The sequence below is a fragment of the Dokdonia sp. R78006 genome, from assembly GCF_042466145.1.
Classification (GTDB): Bacteria; Bacteroidota; Bacteroidia; order Flavobacteriales; family Flavobacteriaceae; genus Dokdonia.
Genome location: NZ_JAXHBU010000001.1, coordinates 2,885,875 through 2,902,129, shown reverse-complemented (window position 1 = coordinate 2,902,129; position 16,255 = coordinate 2,885,875). Strand labels below are relative to the sequence as shown.

General features: G+C 37.2%; 16 protein-coding genes. 6 read left to right on the top strand and 10 right to left on the bottom strand.

Features of this window, described 5'->3' with window-relative positions; translation table 11 throughout:
* Window positions 1–32 precede the first annotated feature (32 nt).
* Together SJY37_RS12870 and SJY37_RS12865 are read left to right on the top strand one after the other, a co-directional pair.
* Window positions 33–824 (top strand): MBL fold metallo-hydrolase, encoded by a 792-nt coding sequence (locus SJY37_RS12870; protein WP_379953201.1) that lies wholly within the window; start codon window positions 33–35, stop codon window positions 822–824.
* 3 nt (window positions 825–827) lie between these two features.
* Window positions 828–1,319 (top strand): hydrolase, encoded by a 492-nt coding sequence (locus SJY37_RS12865; protein ID WP_379953200.1) that lies wholly within the window; start codon window positions 828–830, stop codon window positions 1,317–1,319.
* Between the two features lie 74 nt (window positions 1,320–1,393).
* Here the strand turns inward: SJY37_RS12865 and SJY37_RS12860 are convergent, their stop codons facing one another.
* From SJY37_RS12860 to SJY37_RS12825, 8 genes are all read right to left on the bottom strand, one after another.
* Window positions 1,394–2,035, bottom strand: coding sequence for an alpha/beta hydrolase (locus tag SJY37_RS12860; protein ID WP_379953199.1), 642 nt, complete (start codon window positions 2,033–2,035; stop codon window positions 1,394–1,396).
* Window positions 2,036–2,106: 71 nt separating this feature from the next.
* The gene (locus SJY37_RS12855) at window positions 2,107–2,436 is read right to left on the bottom strand and encodes a DUF4870 domain-containing protein (protein WP_379953198.1); all 330 of its coding nucleotides are present in this window, start codon (window positions 2,434–2,436) and stop codon (window positions 2,107–2,109) included.
* On the bottom strand, window positions 2,436–3,689 hold the full coding sequence (locus SJY37_RS12850; RefSeq protein ID WP_379953197.1) for a dihydroorotase family protein: 1,254 nt from the start codon (window positions 3,687–3,689) through the stop codon (window positions 2,436–2,438). Before SJY37_RS12850 ends, SJY37_RS12855 begins: the two co-directional genes overlap by 1 nt.
* Window positions 3,686–5,617: a BatA domain-containing protein gene (locus tag SJY37_RS12845; RefSeq protein ID WP_379953196.1), complete on the bottom strand. Its 1,932-nt coding sequence runs from the start codon at window positions 5,615–5,617 to the stop codon at window positions 3,686–3,688. The genes SJY37_RS12850 and SJY37_RS12845 overlap by 4 nt, the downstream gene beginning before the upstream one ends.
* Window positions 5,618–5,657: 40 nt before the next feature.
* Entirely contained in the window at window positions 5,658–6,851 is a 1,194-nt protein-coding gene (locus tag SJY37_RS12840) for an ATP-binding protein (protein WP_379953195.1), read from the bottom strand.
* 85 nt (window positions 6,852–6,936) lie between these two features.
* Entirely contained in the window at window positions 6,937–7,701 is a 765-nt protein-coding gene (locus tag SJY37_RS12835) for a TIGR02757 family protein (protein ID WP_379953194.1), read from the bottom strand.
* 56 nt (window positions 7,702–7,757) lie between these two features.
* On the bottom strand, window positions 7,758–8,423 hold the full coding sequence (locus tag SJY37_RS12830) for an ABC transporter ATP-binding protein (protein ID WP_108878864.1): 666 nt from the start codon (window positions 8,421–8,423) through the stop codon (window positions 7,758–7,760).
* Window positions 8,424–8,474: 51 nt separating this feature from the next.
* Window positions 8,475–10,940: a DUF5916 domain-containing protein gene (locus tag SJY37_RS12825; protein WP_379953193.1), complete on the bottom strand. Its 2,466-nt coding sequence runs from the start codon at window positions 10,938–10,940 to the stop codon at window positions 8,475–8,477.
* Window positions 10,941–11,069: 129 nt separating this feature from the next.
* Between SJY37_RS12825 and folE the strand changes: the two genes are divergently transcribed.
* Both folE and SJY37_RS12815 read left to right on the top strand, forming a co-directional pair.
* Entirely contained in the window at window positions 11,070–11,666 is a 597-nt protein-coding gene (gene folE, locus SJY37_RS12820; RefSeq protein WP_379953192.1) for a GTP cyclohydrolase I FolE, read from the top strand.
* Between the two features lie 51 nt (window positions 11,667–11,717).
* Entirely contained in the window at window positions 11,718–12,029 is a 312-nt protein-coding gene (locus SJY37_RS12815; protein WP_298325164.1) for a hypothetical protein, read from the top strand.
* 96 nt (window positions 12,030–12,125) lie between these two features.
* Here SJY37_RS12815 and SJY37_RS12810 read toward each other — a convergent pair whose 3' ends face one another.
* Complete coding sequence (locus tag SJY37_RS12810; protein ID WP_298325162.1) at window positions 12,126–12,509, bottom strand: hypothetical protein; 384 nt, start codon at window positions 12,507–12,509, stop codon at window positions 12,126–12,128.
* A gap of 110 nt (window positions 12,510–12,619) precedes the next feature.
* Here SJY37_RS12810 and SJY37_RS12805 point away from each other — a divergent pair, with 110 nt between their 5' ends.
* On the top strand, window positions 12,620–13,129 hold the full coding sequence (locus tag SJY37_RS12805) for a DUF6155 family protein (protein WP_379953191.1): 510 nt from the start codon (window positions 12,620–12,622) through the stop codon (window positions 13,127–13,129).
* Window positions 13,130–13,270: 141 nt separating this feature from the next.
* Window positions 13,271–14,794 (top strand): DEAD/DEAH box helicase, encoded by a 1,524-nt coding sequence (locus SJY37_RS12800; protein ID WP_298325156.1) that lies wholly within the window; start codon window positions 13,271–13,273, stop codon window positions 14,792–14,794.
* 102 nt (window positions 14,795–14,896) lie between these two features.
* On the opposite strand, the gene SJY37_RS12795 is transcribed toward SJY37_RS12800, so the two are convergent.
* Window positions 14,897–16,213: a dipeptidase gene (locus SJY37_RS12795; RefSeq protein ID WP_379953190.1), complete on the bottom strand. Its 1,317-nt coding sequence runs from the start codon at window positions 16,211–16,213 to the stop codon at window positions 14,897–14,899.
* Window positions 16,214–16,255 lie beyond the last annotated feature (42 nt).

Sequence of the window (16,255 nt, the reverse complement as noted above, 5' to 3'; positions counted from 1 at the left end):
GCGTGATAAGCGCATTATTTTCTTAAACATTAGTGAAAATCACCTTTCTCGGTACTGGCACATCACAAGGAATTCCCGTAATAGGAAGCACACATCCCGTGTGTTTAAGCAGTGATGCTAGGGATAAAAGATTACGTGTTTCTGTTCTAATAGAATGGGAAGATTATAATTATGTAATAGATTGTGGTCCAGATTTTAGACAACAAATGTTGAATACGCTTTCGCGAAAGCGCACTACTGAAGGTGATTCTGCACCTTTACATGGTATATTATTAACGCACGAGCATGCAGATCACGTGGCTGGACTGGATGACATAAGACCTTTTGTTTTTAGACAGGGTGATATGCCCATTTATGCTCATAAACGAGTATTGAAAACTCTTGCCGAACGTTTTGATTACATTTTTACTACGGAAAATAGATACCCAGGAGCGCCAAGTGTTGCATCAAAAGAGGTAGTAAATGGTGTTCCTATCAAATTAGGTAATATCGAAGTGCAGCCTATTGAAGCATATCATGGATCATTGCAAGTCTTTGGATATCGTTTTCAAGATATTGCGTATCTCACAGATGTTAAAACTATTGCAGATGAGGAGATTGAAAAACTACAAGGATTAGATATTCTCGTGTTAAACTGCTTGAGGGAAGAGGCGCATTATACACATCTTAATGTAGAGGAAGCGCTTGATCTCGTGGCAAAAATCAAACCTAAACGCACTTATCTTACGCATATAAGTCATCATCTAGGTTTTCACGCAGAAGCCGAACAAAAATTACCCAAAAATGTCTTTCTAGCTTACGACGGACTTACCCTAACTACATAATTTATGAGACGTAATATTTTTTTATACTTATTCCTTTTTGCAGCATTGTATATTATTTTTCAATATATCAACAGTAGCAAGGGGTTAGAATATCAAGCAAGACAGATTGAAAAATTAGAAGTAAAACTTGCAGACAGAGATTCTATTGCAGGAATGTATCAAGAACGTCTTGCAAATGTGGAGTACTTCACGCTGTTAGGTAATGACAATGCAAAGGAGTATTTTGATAATGATAATCTTGACATAGCTGTGATTAAACCAGCTATAGAAGATGGATTATATGCAAAAAATACAGCTCAAGGTAACGAGCTTATCACTTTTGTAGGTGATGGAAGACCTTTCCAAATTAATAAAGTACAGATTTTAAACCATCGCTGGATCATCGCCGACTTTTCTGATGGTAAGAAATGGGGAGAAATGCTCGTTGAGTATTTTGTAAATGAAGACGGAACGGTAGATTATAAAACCGTGGAGAGTTTAGTGTATCCTAATTAGGAAATTATATTTAGGTGATTTTACATCACGATTAGACACAAAAAAACAGGCTTTACGCCTGTTTTTTTGTGTCTCTATTTACTTTGTAACCATTCCTTAAACTCATAGAAGTTAGTAGGGTGAACTCCGTGACCTACAGGAAATTCACTTAGTGTGGATTCAATCCCTATATTTTTGAGATAGCCTGGTGTTTTGCGAGCAGCATCTATTGGTATTACTTGGTCTACTGTACCATGTGAGTTATAAATATTAAGATGTGCATATGATGGATTACTCTTTAAATCTATAATCTCTTCATTGATGTAACCACTCAAGCCTATAACATTCTTAACTTTTTCTGGGTAGGTGAGTGCTACTGCATAGCTTAATATCGTTCCTTGGCTAAAACCTAGTAAGGTTACATTGTGCTTATCTACATTGTATTCTGCTACAATCTCATCTATAAATCGTGCGATGATATCTCTAGACTCACGAGCACCTTCATTATCTGAAGATTTTACACCATCACCATCTATAGTGATATGATACCATGCATTTCCATAAGGTTGCATCGTAATAGGAGCCTTTGCAGATACTATGAAATACTCTTCAGGAATTTCTTCTGCAAAGCTAAAGAGGTCTTCCTCATTACTTCCATAACCATGAAGGAGAATAATTAATGGAGCTTTACCCGTAGAAGGTTTTGATGGTTTTCGTGTGATATATTCTAATAACATATAATTGAAATAGTAGACATTACAAGGCAAGTAATATCCTGATGTATAATTGTTGCTGGCTCGAAGGGAGACTAGTTGTTTCCGCCGAAAACGCTTTGATAAAACGCACCTACTAAAGGTACAAGTTGGCGTTTTCCTTGAAAAGCAGAAATAATTCCAAAAAGCCACAGTGCAAAAAACAGCACTAGAAATCCTATAGATGCCATTGGTATGTCTAGATAACTAAGCGGCATCATTACTAAAAAGTAGCTCAAGGTTAAACCTAATGACTGTCTAAGGTGAAAAGCGGCAAACTCATTTTTTGACTCGCTATTCATAAAATAGGCTATAATTAATCCTACGAAGGTTATGTAGCTTAAGACTGCAGCTGTTTTTCCTTCAAAAACGGTGTTTTCATCCATTAGTTAAGTACTAGTTGGTTATTTGCAATAATTCCATAAACTTCTCCTTTCATTTTTTGATTAAGGAATATGGCATTATTTGAAGTTGATTTGATGTGTTCTTGAGTAAACGTAGCCGTGCCTTTTGTTGTAAATAAGGTAATATCTGCTGGGCTATTTTCTTGTATCGAATTACTTGTACCTATAAATCTACGTCTACCGGCAGTAAGCAGTGTTACGGCACGCTTCTCGCTCACAATTGTAAGTAGCGCTTTAAATGTAGCTTCTTGAGATATAGCTCCATACATAGCATTATCAAACTCTACGTGCTTGCGCTCAACATCTAGCGGATTATGATCACTAGTCACCATATCGATAGTGCCATCTTTTACACCTTCTATCAATGCATCTACATGCTCTTGGTTTCTTAGTGGAGGTAATACTTTATAACGCGTGTCAAAATCATCTATAACTGTATCTAGTAGGTACAAGTTATGTATTGCAACACTACAAGTAACGTCTAATCCTTTCGTTTTAGCTTGTTTTATAAGTTCCACACTTGCCTTTGTGGATATAGTAGGAATGTGCAGGCTTCCGCCAGCATATTCTAATATGTGTAAGTCTCTTGCTACTTGAAGACTTTCGGCTATAGCGGGAATTCCTTTAAGACCTACTCGGGTGCTTATTTCTCCTTCATTTACCATTCCTTTTCCTGCAATTTTCTGCTCTTGAGGAAATGATAAAACGAGTCCGTTGAACCCTTGCGTGTATTGCAGTGCAATTTTAAGCAAATTTGGATTTGCGATAGGTTGTTGGTAATCACCAAAAGCGACAGCTCCGGATTGCTGCATATCGTATAATTCTGCTAGATCTACGCTTTCACTATTTCGCGTAAGCGCGCCTATAGGAAACAGAGATGTTGCATGTCCTTCTGCCATTTTCTTTACAAAAGTAACATCAGAGCTAGTGTCAATAATAGGGTAGGTGTTTGGATTGAGTGCTACTGCTGTAAAGCCACTTGAGGCCGCAACTTGTAAGCCGTGATCTATAGTTTCTCGCTCCTCAAATCCTGGTTGCCCCATACTCACGCTACTATCAAACCAACCTTGTGATATATGGAGATTATCGCGCTCTATAAGCGTCTCTCCTTTTGTATTTTCTAGATGTTCTCCTATTTCTATAATGAGGCCATCCTTGATTCTTACATCTTTTGTACTACCGTGATGTGGGCTATCACTGTCTACAATTATGGCGTTCTTTATGAGTGCTTTCATTTATAGAATTTTAAAATCAAGATTTCTAGTACTAGGAATAACAAGGCAAAAATAACAAACCATTTCCAAAGCGATTGGACACTATCTGCTGTTTTGAATTCGTCAAAAAGATCTTCTACAGAGGTGTTGTAATGATCTGTAGCGCCCGTGTTTAACGCTGCATATCGTAATGTGCTTTCACTACGACTGTAATTATAACTGACTTGCTGTACTGTATTATCTGATAGCTTAATATTATAGATACTTGCTTTAGATGGCGAGTCGCTCGTTGTAATTTGCACTTTATTTCCTTTAGATTGTTGCAAAGGAATAAGTGTATTTGAGGGGTCTAACATGTCTTCCAGACTCAAAATATCATCTTCTTGAAGCGCGACAGGTATGTCGTATGTTGTGTTTTCACCTATGGGCATATATAATCGTGGCAACTGCAAGCTCTGTCGCGACATATTGTAAAATGTAGGAACTATGAGTGGCGAACTTTGGAGATTTGAATTTGCAACGTCTATACCTCCAGAGATTACAAAGAAATTTGAAGCATATGATAAGAAAGGACTTCCATCTTCAAAACGAAGTAACGCATCTCCACCTTGTAAAGCAAAGGATTTTGAAACTGACGGATATTGAAAGTTCTTTATCCTTGTATCAAACACATCTTTATACACAGGATGGTCATAGTTGATGGTGGTTACTAATCGTTTAGTGGTTTCACTTTTTGAGATTTCAAAGTTTCCTAAATCTCTTAACGCATTGTTGTAACTAGCGGCATCTGCATTTGGATCTAAAATAATGGTGGTGATTCCTCCCGCTTTCGCGAAAGCGTTCAAAGCACCACTAAGAGATACGCCTATTTCTGAAACTTGATTTACAACAATGTAATTAAACTCTGGTATGCTGCTATAATCAAGGTTCTTAATGTTTGTGCTTTTATACTCAAACTCTGGAGCTGTAAAAATACGTGACAAATAATCTGAGTTTGCACCATTTATTGCAAGCACTTTTATGGGCTGACTTTTATTAATGTTAAAAAACATGGTGTTATCAAAAGCGAGTAGGGGATCTTCAATCACGATACGCCCTGCGATTTCTTCTTTTGTATCTATATCAAAAATTACGGTAGTCGTTAGTTCGCTATCAAAAGATGCTGTTCCCTTAGCCAGTAATTGATCACCGTTGTATAGAGAAACGGCAGTATTTATATCTTTCTTTTCACCTGCTGAAAGCGCTACTGTAAGGGCAATGCTTCCTGATTTTCTTTGTGATATAAAAACGGAATCTATACTTACATTGTTTTTTATGACAGGCTGGAGCTGCACGTAATGTTTTTCTATACCATCTGTTTCTAACTGATACGCCTCGCCATTGTCCTGAAAGTCAGAAATCATAATGAGCCTCTTATCTTTTGATTGGTCTCTAGAGAATTCTTTCTGTGCTCTGAGTGTTACAGCAGTTTCAGATAACTGTGACGCTGCATACGGCAGTTGTAGCAGCTCGTAACGCATATTTTTAATAGAGGTGTTTCTATACGTATCTGTATTTGTAATTAAAGTGAAGGTTTGATCTTCTGGAATATTAGTAATAATATCTTGCGTAGCCGTGCGCAGCAATTGTCCAGAAGGACCTTTTGCTTGCATGCTGAATGAGTTATCCAAGTAAATGATAGTTTCCTTTTCTCGCGCTGCACTATCTGACTGTGTGATAAATGGTTGAGCAAATGCCAGCACAATTGCCGCAATTGCCGCCATACGAGACAATAACACAAGCCATTTTTTTATGGAATTACTCTTACGAGTTTGAATGTTGAGCTTTTGAAGAAAGGCAACGTTTGTAAACGCTTCTGTTTTAAACTTACGTAGTTGGAATAAGTGAACGAGAATAGGGATAAGCAGTAAGAACAGTGCGTAAAGGAGTTCTGGATGTCTAAACTGCATGTGCGTTTTTAAGTTTGTTCAAAAATACTTAAAACGGACTTTATCGCCTAATGGTAAAAGTGAAAATACTCCCTTCTCCTACCACAGAAGAAACACTAATAGTACCACCCAATCCTTCCACAAGTTTGCGCACGGTTGCAAGACCCATCCCAGATCCTTGTCTACCATTGCGATCTTTTGTACCTGTAGTTTTAAAGAGGTCAAAAATGATTTCTTGTTTGTCTTCTGGAATCCCAGCACCGTTATCTTTTACGGAGATAGTGTAGAAGTCTTTTGATTCGTTTCCGCTTATTTGAATTGTTGGTGCATCCTTATCGTTATACTTTGTAGCATTATCAACCAAGTTTGAGAGAATCTGGTCAATAGCAATTGCAGAAACAGCGACTAGTTTCAAGTCATCTTCAATCTTAATGGCAACATTACTAGATTTATGTAAATCTGCTACATCCTTAACTAGTGTAAAAAGAGTAGTATCTTCTTTTGTTGCAAGTAGGGTGTCTGCCCTATAATACTTGAGAAGCCCGTCTATATAATCTCTCATAGACTTAGCCGAAGTATCTAAATGCTTTATATATAATGCAAAGTCTTCATCATTCTCTCCGAGATAATCTTCTTTTAAAAGGTTAAGTAAACCTTCTATACTCGCTAGTGGAGACTTAAGATCATGTGCAACTAATCGTGCAAAATCTTCTAAACGGTCATTGCGCTGTGCTGTTTCATTTTGTGCGGCTGCAAGATCTATATTGCGTTTACGCGCCTCAAAGAGTAATACTGTTTGCTTTGCAAGTCCTCTTAAAGCATCTTGTTCTTCTAGGGATAACGTTCTTGGTTTATGATCATACACACACAAAGTGCCTAGCGCATAACCATCACTTGTGCGTAAAGGAACACCTGCATAAAAAATCGCTTTAAAATCCCTAACAAGTGGGTTGTCTTGAAAACGTTCATCCAGGCGAGCATCTTCTACGATAAATACAGGTTCTTCTGAAAGTATAGCGTGACCACAAAAAGAAATATCTCTAGGTGACTCAGCGATATCTATCCCACGTCTTGATTTTAAAAAATTACGATCTGCATCTAGCAAAGTAACTAGTGATATAGGCGTATTACAGATATATGAAGCTAGCTTCGTAATAGTATCGTAAGCATCTTCTGGAAGTGTATCAAGCAGATTATACGACTTTAAAACTTCGAGACGTTTACTTTCGTTAGTGGGCTTTTGAGGTGCTATCACAGTATAATTTTAATCAAAAATAGTCTTTCTTAAATATAGCTGATCATATTCTATATAAATAATACTTATGGTGTATAGAGAATAATTAAAACTTTTCAAACGCTCCTAATCCAAATAATGCAAAATCATATTTAACAGGATCCTTAGGATCCATCTTTCTAAGGGCTTTATCAAGCTCTAATAAGGTTTTTCCATCGTTTTGCTTTCTTGTAAGCAGCTTGAGTTTCCTTGCTACATTACTGGTATGTACATCTAAGGGGCATGAAAGTAAACTAGGAGAAATTGTTTTCCAGATTCCAAAATCTACTCCCGCATTTGCATCACGTACCATCCATCTCAAAAACATGTTGATACGTTTTGCAGCAGAGTTCTTGAGTGGGTCACTCACATGCTTTTGTGTTCTTGGCAAATGTTCGACCTCAAAAAATAATTTCTTAAAATTTGAAATAGCGGGTTGAAGGCCTTCACTTGTGATTCCCTTCTTAAAAGCATTTTCAAGACCACCATGATTGAGATAAATGTGCTGTAATGCTCTTATGAATGTCTCTAAATCTCCGCTATTAAAAGTGCGATGTACAAAACCGTCAAAAAGGTGCGCTTGTTCTGAATCGTAGTTTATAACAAAATCATAAGGAGCATTCCCCATGATATCCATCATTTTTGTGGCATTCGTTATGATACTCTTGCGATTGCCCCAGGCAATAGTAGCTGTTAAGAAAGCGGCAATCTCGATATCTTCTTTTAGCTCAAATTGATGAGGGATTTGAATAGGATCGTGTGGAATAAAATCGCCATTCTCATATTGAATTGCTTTTTCGTCCAAGAAGATTTTAAGATCCTTTTTATTCATGTGTTCGTATATGTGTGCAGTAGGGTGTGTTGCGCTTTCGCGAAAGCGTACTAAGGTTAACTAGTAACAAATTCGCCATCTTTCATTACAAGCTTACGGTCTGCCATATCTGCTAACTCTTCATTGTGAGTAACGATAATAAGCGTTTGATTAAATTCATCTCGCAGCCTAAAGAACAACTTATGAAGATGATCTGCGCTTTCTGTATCGAGATTACCAGAAGGCTCATCTGCTAGTATGAGCGCAGGATTATTGATAAGCGCTCTAGCAACTGCTACTCGCTGTTGCTCACCTCCAGAAAGTTCGTTAGGTTTATGATTATAGCGATGGGATAGGCCTAAAAAGTCAAGAAGCTCTTTTGCTCGGGCCTCTGTGGGTGCTTTATCTTTTTTGGCAATAAATGCAGGAATACACACATTTTCCATAGCTGTAAACTCTGGAAGTAGTTGGTGAAACTGAAATATAAAGCCAATATGCTCATTACGGAAAGCGCTTAGTAGCTTAGATTTAAGCCCTGTTAGTGATTTTCCGTTAATGGTAAGTTGTGTTTGGGCATTGTTATCGGGCATGTCTAGAGTGCCTAGAATCTGTAGTAGTGTAGTTTTACCAGCACCACTTTGCCCTACAATAGAAACTACTTCTCCCTTTTTTACGTCTAATGCAACGTCTTTAAGGACTTGTAAGTTTCCAAAAGTTTTTGATATATGTTCTGCCTTTACCATAATACAATATTGACTGTGAAAGTACTATAATACCTGCTTTTTACCAACGTACTAGGCGGTCTTTTTAAAGAAGCCTTTGACATTATTATAGTCTATAAAATAAGTAACTCTAAGGGATAGCGTATGGTTAAGAGGTTCATCAAATAAGTTGCCAAGACTCTGTCCATAATCTAAAGTGGATTGCTCATCGAAGTTCGAAATCTGATGGCGATAGAGTAGGGACGCTTCGCTTCCTGGAGCAAAACGCCAGCGATAACTCACATCCAGATTCCAGATATTAAAGTTTGCATTAGGATCACGCTGTACGGTGGTATCATAGTTATCTATTTGAGATCTCGACCCGTCAGTATTTAATAGATAATACACATTACTACTGTGATCTGATACTGCCCAGAAGTTGCGTAGACTTAAGTTGAGCGCCTTATAGGGGTCAAAATTATAATTTACATTAACTCTGTTTTCTAAAGATTTTACGTCTCTAAGGCCCAAAAATACCTCTGTATCTGTATTATCAACCCATCCAAAGTTATCTTTTCTACTAGAGTAATTAGATGATAAAATAACGAGCAATTTATCTGAAAATCTATAACGTGGTGAGAAATTAATACTGTGATTAAATTGATCTTGATTTCCAAACCATGAACGCACAGAACCTCTTAAATCAAAAGCAAATTTCTTTCTAAAGTCGGTTGAGATAAATCCACTACTACCTAGGTTAGACTCAAAGGTGACAAATCTTCCTTCTACTCTTGGCTCAAAATAATCCTGGTCCTTCCCGTTGACACTCAAGTCAAGTCCAAAAGCTAGGCGTTCTGTGGTTGAGAAAAAAGAATCAAAGCGTATGCTGTTTCTTGTTTTAATACTAGGCTCATATAGACGTCTATGTCTTACGGTTACATCAAAACGATATCTATTAAATTTACCCTTAGGTTGTATCAACTCATAAGATCCACCTACAGCAAAGCTATTAAAGTTATTTCTAAAGTTTACGCCTAGGTCATTGATGTTGAGTTTAGTATCTGCAAAGTCATGACCAAAACGATAGCGCCAGTTTCCTTTAATCTTTCTAAAGTCAAATTCTGATAGAAAACCGCTAGTGGTTTCTCCGGCTTCCCTTACGTTACTAAAAATTGCACGTCCAGATGCTCTGAAGTTATTCCCTTTATCTGCTATATCAAATACACCACCAGTAACATTTGCATTTCTAAATTTACTGCCACTTCTTGTTACATTAGTATTAATGAGCGATACAGAAGAGTTTTGATTAAACTGTTGGTCCAGTACAAATACATTGTAATTTGTGAGTGGTTCCACCACTTCGTTGCGTTTACTTTTTTCAATTACTTCAACGCCATTTACCTCTGTCGTTGTTGTATTCTCTATGGTAGCAAAGGTTTCTTGACCTATTGAATTTAAGAAACCTACGCCCAGACCGCCTTTGGTACGTCCAGAGATCTTTACAGAGTTTACAAGCTTTACAGTAGAGGGTGAAGATATTACCTCTTCTGTATCTAATAGTTCAGGGCTGGCAGAAGGTGCTCCTCCTATACGTCTTGAGAAGAAAATTCTTCCCTTATTAAATAAATCTATTCCTTCTGTAAAGAATGCTCTATTCTCTCCAAAAGTTTGCTCAAAAGGTCCTAAGTTGAGCTCTACATTATCAAAAGCTACTTGCCCAAAATCTGGAATTAGTTGGGCATCAAGAGTAAAACTATCGGTAAGGCCATATTTTATGTCTAGACCACCAGCAAAGTTGGTTTCATTATTTCCATCAAAGAAATTAGTAGAGGTTTGTGCAAAAGGGAAAAAAGTAAGTCTTACCGGTGGATCAATGTCGCGCACACCTGTCACTGTACCGTTGTACTGCGTGTCTCTACCAACACCACGTTCTATAAAATTCCATGTATGTGTTTCATTCTTTTTTACTAACCTTCTATAGAAATTTACACTCCAATCTTGAACTGCTACTTCTGGAAAACGCAGTGCATTATAAGGAATGCGATACTCTGCATACCATCCTTTGTCATCTCTAGAAACTTTACATTCAAAAACTACATTAAATCCAAAATCTCTGTTGTTCTGTGTAATACGTTGATCACCTATCGTTCCGGCGCTAGTTACATAAAACCGAGTTTCATTGATACCATCATTATAAGTATTTAAGGCAACGACAAAATGATCTGCTTGTGAGAATACTTGATCTCGCTGACTGAACTGACTGGGTATATTTTCTGGGTCTGGATCAAATAAGTAGGCTGCGATGTAAACTGCCTTATCATCATAAGCCATTTTAATTTCTGTGCGCTGGTCTTCTTCAATCGTTCCTACATTCCCAGGTTCAAACATGTTAAAGCCATCATAAGTAGCTAGAGACTTCCATACAGCATCATCGAGCACACCGTCTATCTTAGGTGGCGTGTTTATGCGCTCTGCATTAAGCGTTTTAGTTTGCTGAGCTTTAAGGAAATGGGGCAATAGTAAAAACAGGGAGAATATCCCAAATAGAAAAATGCGCATAGCATGTGTTTGATTGGCTTGACAAATCTAACCGTGTCATTCTAAGAAAACTCTAAATAAAAAGTTAAATAGAGAAATAAAAATGTTTAATAAATAGTATCTTTGATTAAACAAAAATAATTATCTCCCATGCCATATAGAAGTTTTGAAGAGTATAACATTGAAGTTACAGACGAAATAAAAGATAATTTCACCTCAATTATTAAAAACTTAGGAGAAGACACCACAAGAGAAGGTATTGTAAAAACACCAGAAAGAGCAGCAAAAGCAATGCAATTTCTTACTTCTGGATATGACATGGATCCAGCTGCTATACTTAAAGGAGCGATGTTTAAAGAAGATTATGATGACATGGTTATTGTCAAGAACATAGAGCTTTATTCATTGTGTGAGCATCATATGCTTCCTTTCTTCGGTAAGGCTCATATTGCGTACATTCCTAATGGTCATATCGTAGGGCTAAGTAAACTACCTCGTATTGTAGACGTGTTTGCAAGAAGACTTCAGGTACAAGAAAGGCTTACACATGATATTTTAGAATGCATCAACTCGACATTAAAACCTAAGGGTGTTGCTGTGGTCATTGAGGCGTCTCACATGTGTATGATGATGAGAGGTGTACAAAAGCAAAACTCCACAACGACCACTTCAGGTTTTAGAGGACAGTTTGAAAAGCAAGAAACTCGTAACGAATTTCTCAAATTGATTTCATCTAGTCTAGATTAATAATTTTGGAATGTTATTTGATTAGTTTAAAGTATTATATTTAATATACTTATGGATAATCAAACAAATAAATACAAGCTTTTATTAATTGGACTTCTTATAGACGTCTTAGGGATTGTTACCTCAAGTTGGGTATTCCCGGTTATAGGAGATATGTCTGACGTAGTATGGGCACCATTATCTGCATGGCTCATGACAAGATTGTATAAAGGCGCTGCAGGAAAAGTAGGAGGTGTTATTACCTTTGTAGAGGAGATTGTACCTGGTTTAGACATCATTCCTTCTTTTACTCTAATGTGGTTATATACATACGTTTTTAAAAGCTCAGCAATAGGGCAAAGTATTGAGAAGAAATTTGAATAAACTTCTCAATTACAATTCGAACTACAACATTATGTTATAAAAAAAGCCACTCAATCGAGTGGCTTTTTTATGATATGTATAAAGAGTAATTGTATACTAGTACTCTCTTAAAGCCTTTACGTATTCACGTAATTCGTCTTCATTTGTTTTTTTATCTACATCTCTTATCAAGCAAAAGAAGTAGTGTAGACTTTCTTCAGGAGTGCTTTCCGCAGGATCTGCAGCTGCAATCACTTCTTCATTTTCATCTTCAATGTCATCATCTGCAGGGATAGGAATTGCAAAAGTTCCTGTTTCCTCTATATGTTCAGCAGCAAGGCGTGTAGCTTTGGCTAATAAAGGAAGTTGCTCTGTAATAGTATGAGGGCGAAGCGTTTTAAGGTCTTCAACTACTGTATTTGTTATAATTCCGTTTTGAGCAACATCTCCTATGAGTTTTTTGATCAAGTTTACGGCTTTACTATCTTGAAGTGTATTCATTGTAAAATGATGATTTATATATGAAGTTGGTATAGTTGCAAAAATAGGTTTTTGATTCGCTTTTTACGACTATTTTTTATTATAAATTCGCAATAAGTAATCAATTAGCAATGAGCAAACGGGCGTTAAAAAAGCAAATTTCTACATTAAGCAATGCAGAGCTTCAAGAGCAAATTATGGAGCTTTATGAACGTATACCTGAGGTGAAGACCTATTATGACTTTGTTTTTAACCCTAAAGAAGATAAGCTCGTAGACGAAGCAAAAATTAAAATAAGCAACGAGTATTTCCCCACACGACGCAAACGTCCTAGAAAAAGACGTTCTATTGCTCAAAAGTATATCAAGCACTTTAAAACATTAGGAATCAACCCGCTGTTGCTTTCTGATGTGATGCTTTTTAATATTGAGATTGCACAAACATTTGAGCAATCTAGTCCAGGGCTTCCAGATGCGTTTTATAAAAGTATGCTCAATTCCTTTAAAGAACTCGTGCAGTATATTACTTATCATCATCTATTAGAAGAACTAGGAGAGAGGATAGAACGCATCGTTTCACTAGCAGAAGAACGTAAGTGGCCTAACGCAGATTTGTTTGACGAAGCAGCAGATCCATCTTAAAAACACCCTCTTTCGTCCATTTTCAATAAATAAGGCATAATTTTTAAAATTGTGTCAAGAATTCTTGCAGTACGCTTTCGCGAAAGCATAAAAATCACTTAGTTTTGCAAGATTGACTTTTAACCGAAGAAACCTACACTTTTGAGCGACGCTATTCAAGAAAAAGAAACTCCAGAAAAAGAATTATACGATTACCAACTCAAGGATCTTGAGGCTGTTTTTAGCGTAATGGATCGTACATCGGAAGACTATAACTTGTTGTATCAACTACCTACTGGTGGTGGAAAAACTGTTATTTTCTCTGAGATAGTACGTAACTACATAAAAAGAGCAAATAAGAAAGTAGTAATCCTCACGCACCGTATTGAGCTTTCTAATCAAACCTCAAGAATGCTTACAGAATTTATGGTCCCTAACATGATCATAAGTAGTGACGTTAAGACCTTAGAAGAAGGTGATGATTACATGTGTTATGTGGCGATGGTAGAAACGCTTACTAACAGACTGCAAGAGGAGCAAATGAATATGGACGATGTAGGTCTTGTCATTATTGATGAGGCGCATTATAACTCCTTTAGAAAACTCTTCAGCTACTTTGATAAGGCCTTTATTTTGGGCGTAACTGCAACTCCACTAAGTTCCAATATTAAGTTGCCTATGAAAGACAACTATAGCGAACTGTTAATAGGGGAGAGTATACCTGCTTTGATAAAAAGAGGGTTCTTATCTAAAGCAAAAACTATAAGCTATAATGTAGGGTTAAGTTCGCTTAAGCTTGGTATTAATGGCGATTATACAGTAAAGTCTTCAGACATTCTGTATACAGATACCATCATGCAGCAAAAGCTATTGAGCGCTTATGAGGATCAATCTAAAGGGAAGAAGACGCTTATCTTTAATAATGGTATAAATACCTCTCGCTACGTCTATGAGACGTTTAAAATGGCAGGGTATGACATACGTCACCTTGATAACACTAATAGTGCTAAGGAACGAACAGAAATCTTAGACTGGTTTAAAAATACTCCAGATGCGATACTTACTTCTGTAAGTATTCTTACTACTGGTTTTGATGAACCTACGGTGGATACTATTATCTTAAACAGAGCAACAAAGTCACTTACCTTATACTTCCAGATGATAGGTCGTGGATCACGTATTGCTCCAGGTAAAACTACATTTAAGGTACTTGATTTAGGAAATAACGCTGCACGTTTTGGACTATGGGAAGCACCAATAGACTGGAAAGAGATTTTTGCATACCCAGATTTCTATCTTGAAAATCTAATTGCAGATGAGGAGATAGAGCGCAACTTCACCTATGTGATGCCTCCAGATTTACGTAAGGAATTTGCAAATACTAAGAATGTTTATTTTGATATCAAGAAGGAATACAAACGTGTAATTAAAGAAGGACTTAAAGCAAAAACAGCATTAGAAAATGCCATCGAGCAACATGCAGAAATGGTGATTGAAAATAGTGAAGATGTTTTTGATGCTAGAATCCTTGCACGTAAGTTAAAAGATGATATCGCGTATCGAGTGCGTTTATATTCATACAGCATTATGAATAACACTAAAAACTATAGAGACTGGTTACAAGAAGATTACGAGCGTAAGTTAAAGCTTAGAGTTAACCAGATATGTAGAGAACGAGATATGTAATCTCTGCAAGAAACTACCATAGTATATTTATAAAAAGAGCCCAGAAGTATAAACTTCTGGGCTCTTTTATTTTTGAAAATGATTAATTTCTATAATGAGAAATTAGCTTTTCTGTTCTGCGGCATATGCTTGCACTTCATCAAGAACACGTAGTAAATTACCACTCCATAGTTGCTCGATTTCTTCTTGTGTATAACCACGGCGCACAAGCTCTATAGTTACATTCATAGTTTCTGACGCATCGCTCCAGCCTTCAACGCCGCCACCACCATCAAAGTCTGATGAGATACCTACGTGGTCAATTCCTATCTTTTCTACGAGGTAGTCTATGTGATCTATAAAGTCTGTCACATCTACGGCAGGAGGAAGGTCTGTGCGTTCTGCCAGTTTCTTCTTCTGTGCAGGAAGTAACACGTCTGTATAGGTCTCGTAATACGCTTTTCTTTCGGCTTCAGGTAGTGCTCTTGCTGCTGAGCGATCTAACCATGTAACACCTAGAGAATCTGCGATGTTTTTTATTACTTGATTTGCTTCAGCTTGGTATGCGTCATTTTTTTCTGTGTTTAAGTAGCTTTTAAAAGCAACTGTTTGTACCACACCGCCATTATCTTGCATCCATTGCAATTGCTCGTCATCAAGATTACGACTATGGTTACATAATGCTCTAGCAGAAGAGTGAGAAGCTATAATAGGTGTCTCACTTAGCTCAATCATCTGGCGCATGGCTTCCTTGCTAGGGTGTGATACATCTATCATCATCCCTACACGATTCATCTCTGCAATAACTTCCTTTCCTAAGTCACTTAGTCCATTGTGCAGCCATACATCATCGGCTTCACCGGTGTTACTATCACTTAGCTGGCTATGCCCATTATGTGCTAGTGACATATAACGACCTCCTAGATTGTAGAACTTCTCTACATTAGAAATGTCTGTTCCTACTGGATATCCATTTTCTATACCGATCATGGCTACTTTTTTACCAGATTTCCAGATATCTCTTGCTTCCTGAGAAGTGGTAGCTAGCTGGATTTGATCTGGTGCAATCTCTTCGCAGAGTTTATGAATGGCATCAAACTTTGACATTGCATTCTCATAAGCGGCTTTGTAACCTTCTTCGTTGAGTTCTCCTTGACCTGTATACACCACAAACCATGGCACGTCTAGACCACCTTCTTGCATTTTAGGTAAGTTTACCTGTGATGCTAGGTTTTGTGTATAGTTTACGGTGTCTGTAAAGTTATCTACGTTTATATCGCAGTGCGTGTCTAGCGTCATCACGTTGCTGTGTATTTCTTTCGCTTTTGCTAGTACTTCGGCCTCCGTCATTTCTTTTGGTGGTGCTACTTCTTTTTTCTTTGCTTCTTGACAAGAAAACATCGCTAGTATACAAGCGGTAATGGTAAGGGATCTAATCATTGGTTATTATGGTTTTTGAAGTTCCTAAGATACTGAAATTGA

Coding starts and splice junctions, on each gene's coding strand:
- SJY37_RS12865 (WP_379953200.1), top strand. CDS start 828: ATGAGACGTAATATTTTTTTATACTTATTCCTTTTTGCAGCATTGTAT.
- SJY37_RS12860 (WP_379953199.1), bottom strand. CDS start 2,035: ATGTTATTAGAATATATCACACGAAAACCATCAAAACCTTCTACGGGT.
- SJY37_RS12855 (WP_379953198.1), bottom strand. CDS start 2,436: ATGGATGAAAACACCGTTTTTGAAGGAAAAACAGCTGCAGTCTTAAGC.
- SJY37_RS12850 (WP_379953197.1), bottom strand. CDS start 3,689: ATGAAAGCACTCATAAAGAACGCCATAATTGTAGACAGTGATAGCCCA.
- SJY37_RS12845 (WP_379953196.1), bottom strand. CDS start 5,617: ATGCAGTTTAGACATCCAGAACTCCTTTACGCACTGTTCTTACTGCTT.
- SJY37_RS12835 (WP_379953194.1), bottom strand. CDS start 7,701: ATGAATAAAAAGGATCTTAAAATCTTCTTGGACGAAAAAGCAATTCAA.
- SJY37_RS12830 (WP_108878864.1), bottom strand. CDS start 8,423: ATGGTAAAGGCAGAACATATATCAAAAACTTTTGGAAACTTACAAGTC.
- SJY37_RS12825 (WP_379953193.1), bottom strand. CDS start 10,940: ATGCGCATTTTTCTATTTGGGATATTCTCCCTGTTTTTACTATTGCCC.
- folE (WP_379953192.1), top strand. CDS start 11,070: ATGCCATATAGAAGTTTTGAAGAGTATAACATTGAAGTTACAGACGAA.
- SJY37_RS12815 (WP_298325164.1), top strand. CDS start 11,718: ATGGATAATCAAACAAATAAATACAAGCTTTTATTAATTGGACTTCTT.
- SJY37_RS12810 (WP_298325162.1), bottom strand. CDS start 12,509: ATGAATACACTTCAAGATAGTAAAGCCGTAAACTTGATCAAAAAACTC.
- SJY37_RS12805 (WP_379953191.1), top strand. CDS start 12,620: ATGAGCAAACGGGCGTTAAAAAAGCAAATTTCTACATTAAGCAATGCA.
- SJY37_RS12795 (WP_379953190.1), bottom strand. CDS start 16,213: ATGATTAGATCCCTTACCATTACCGCTTGTATACTAGCGATGTTTTCT.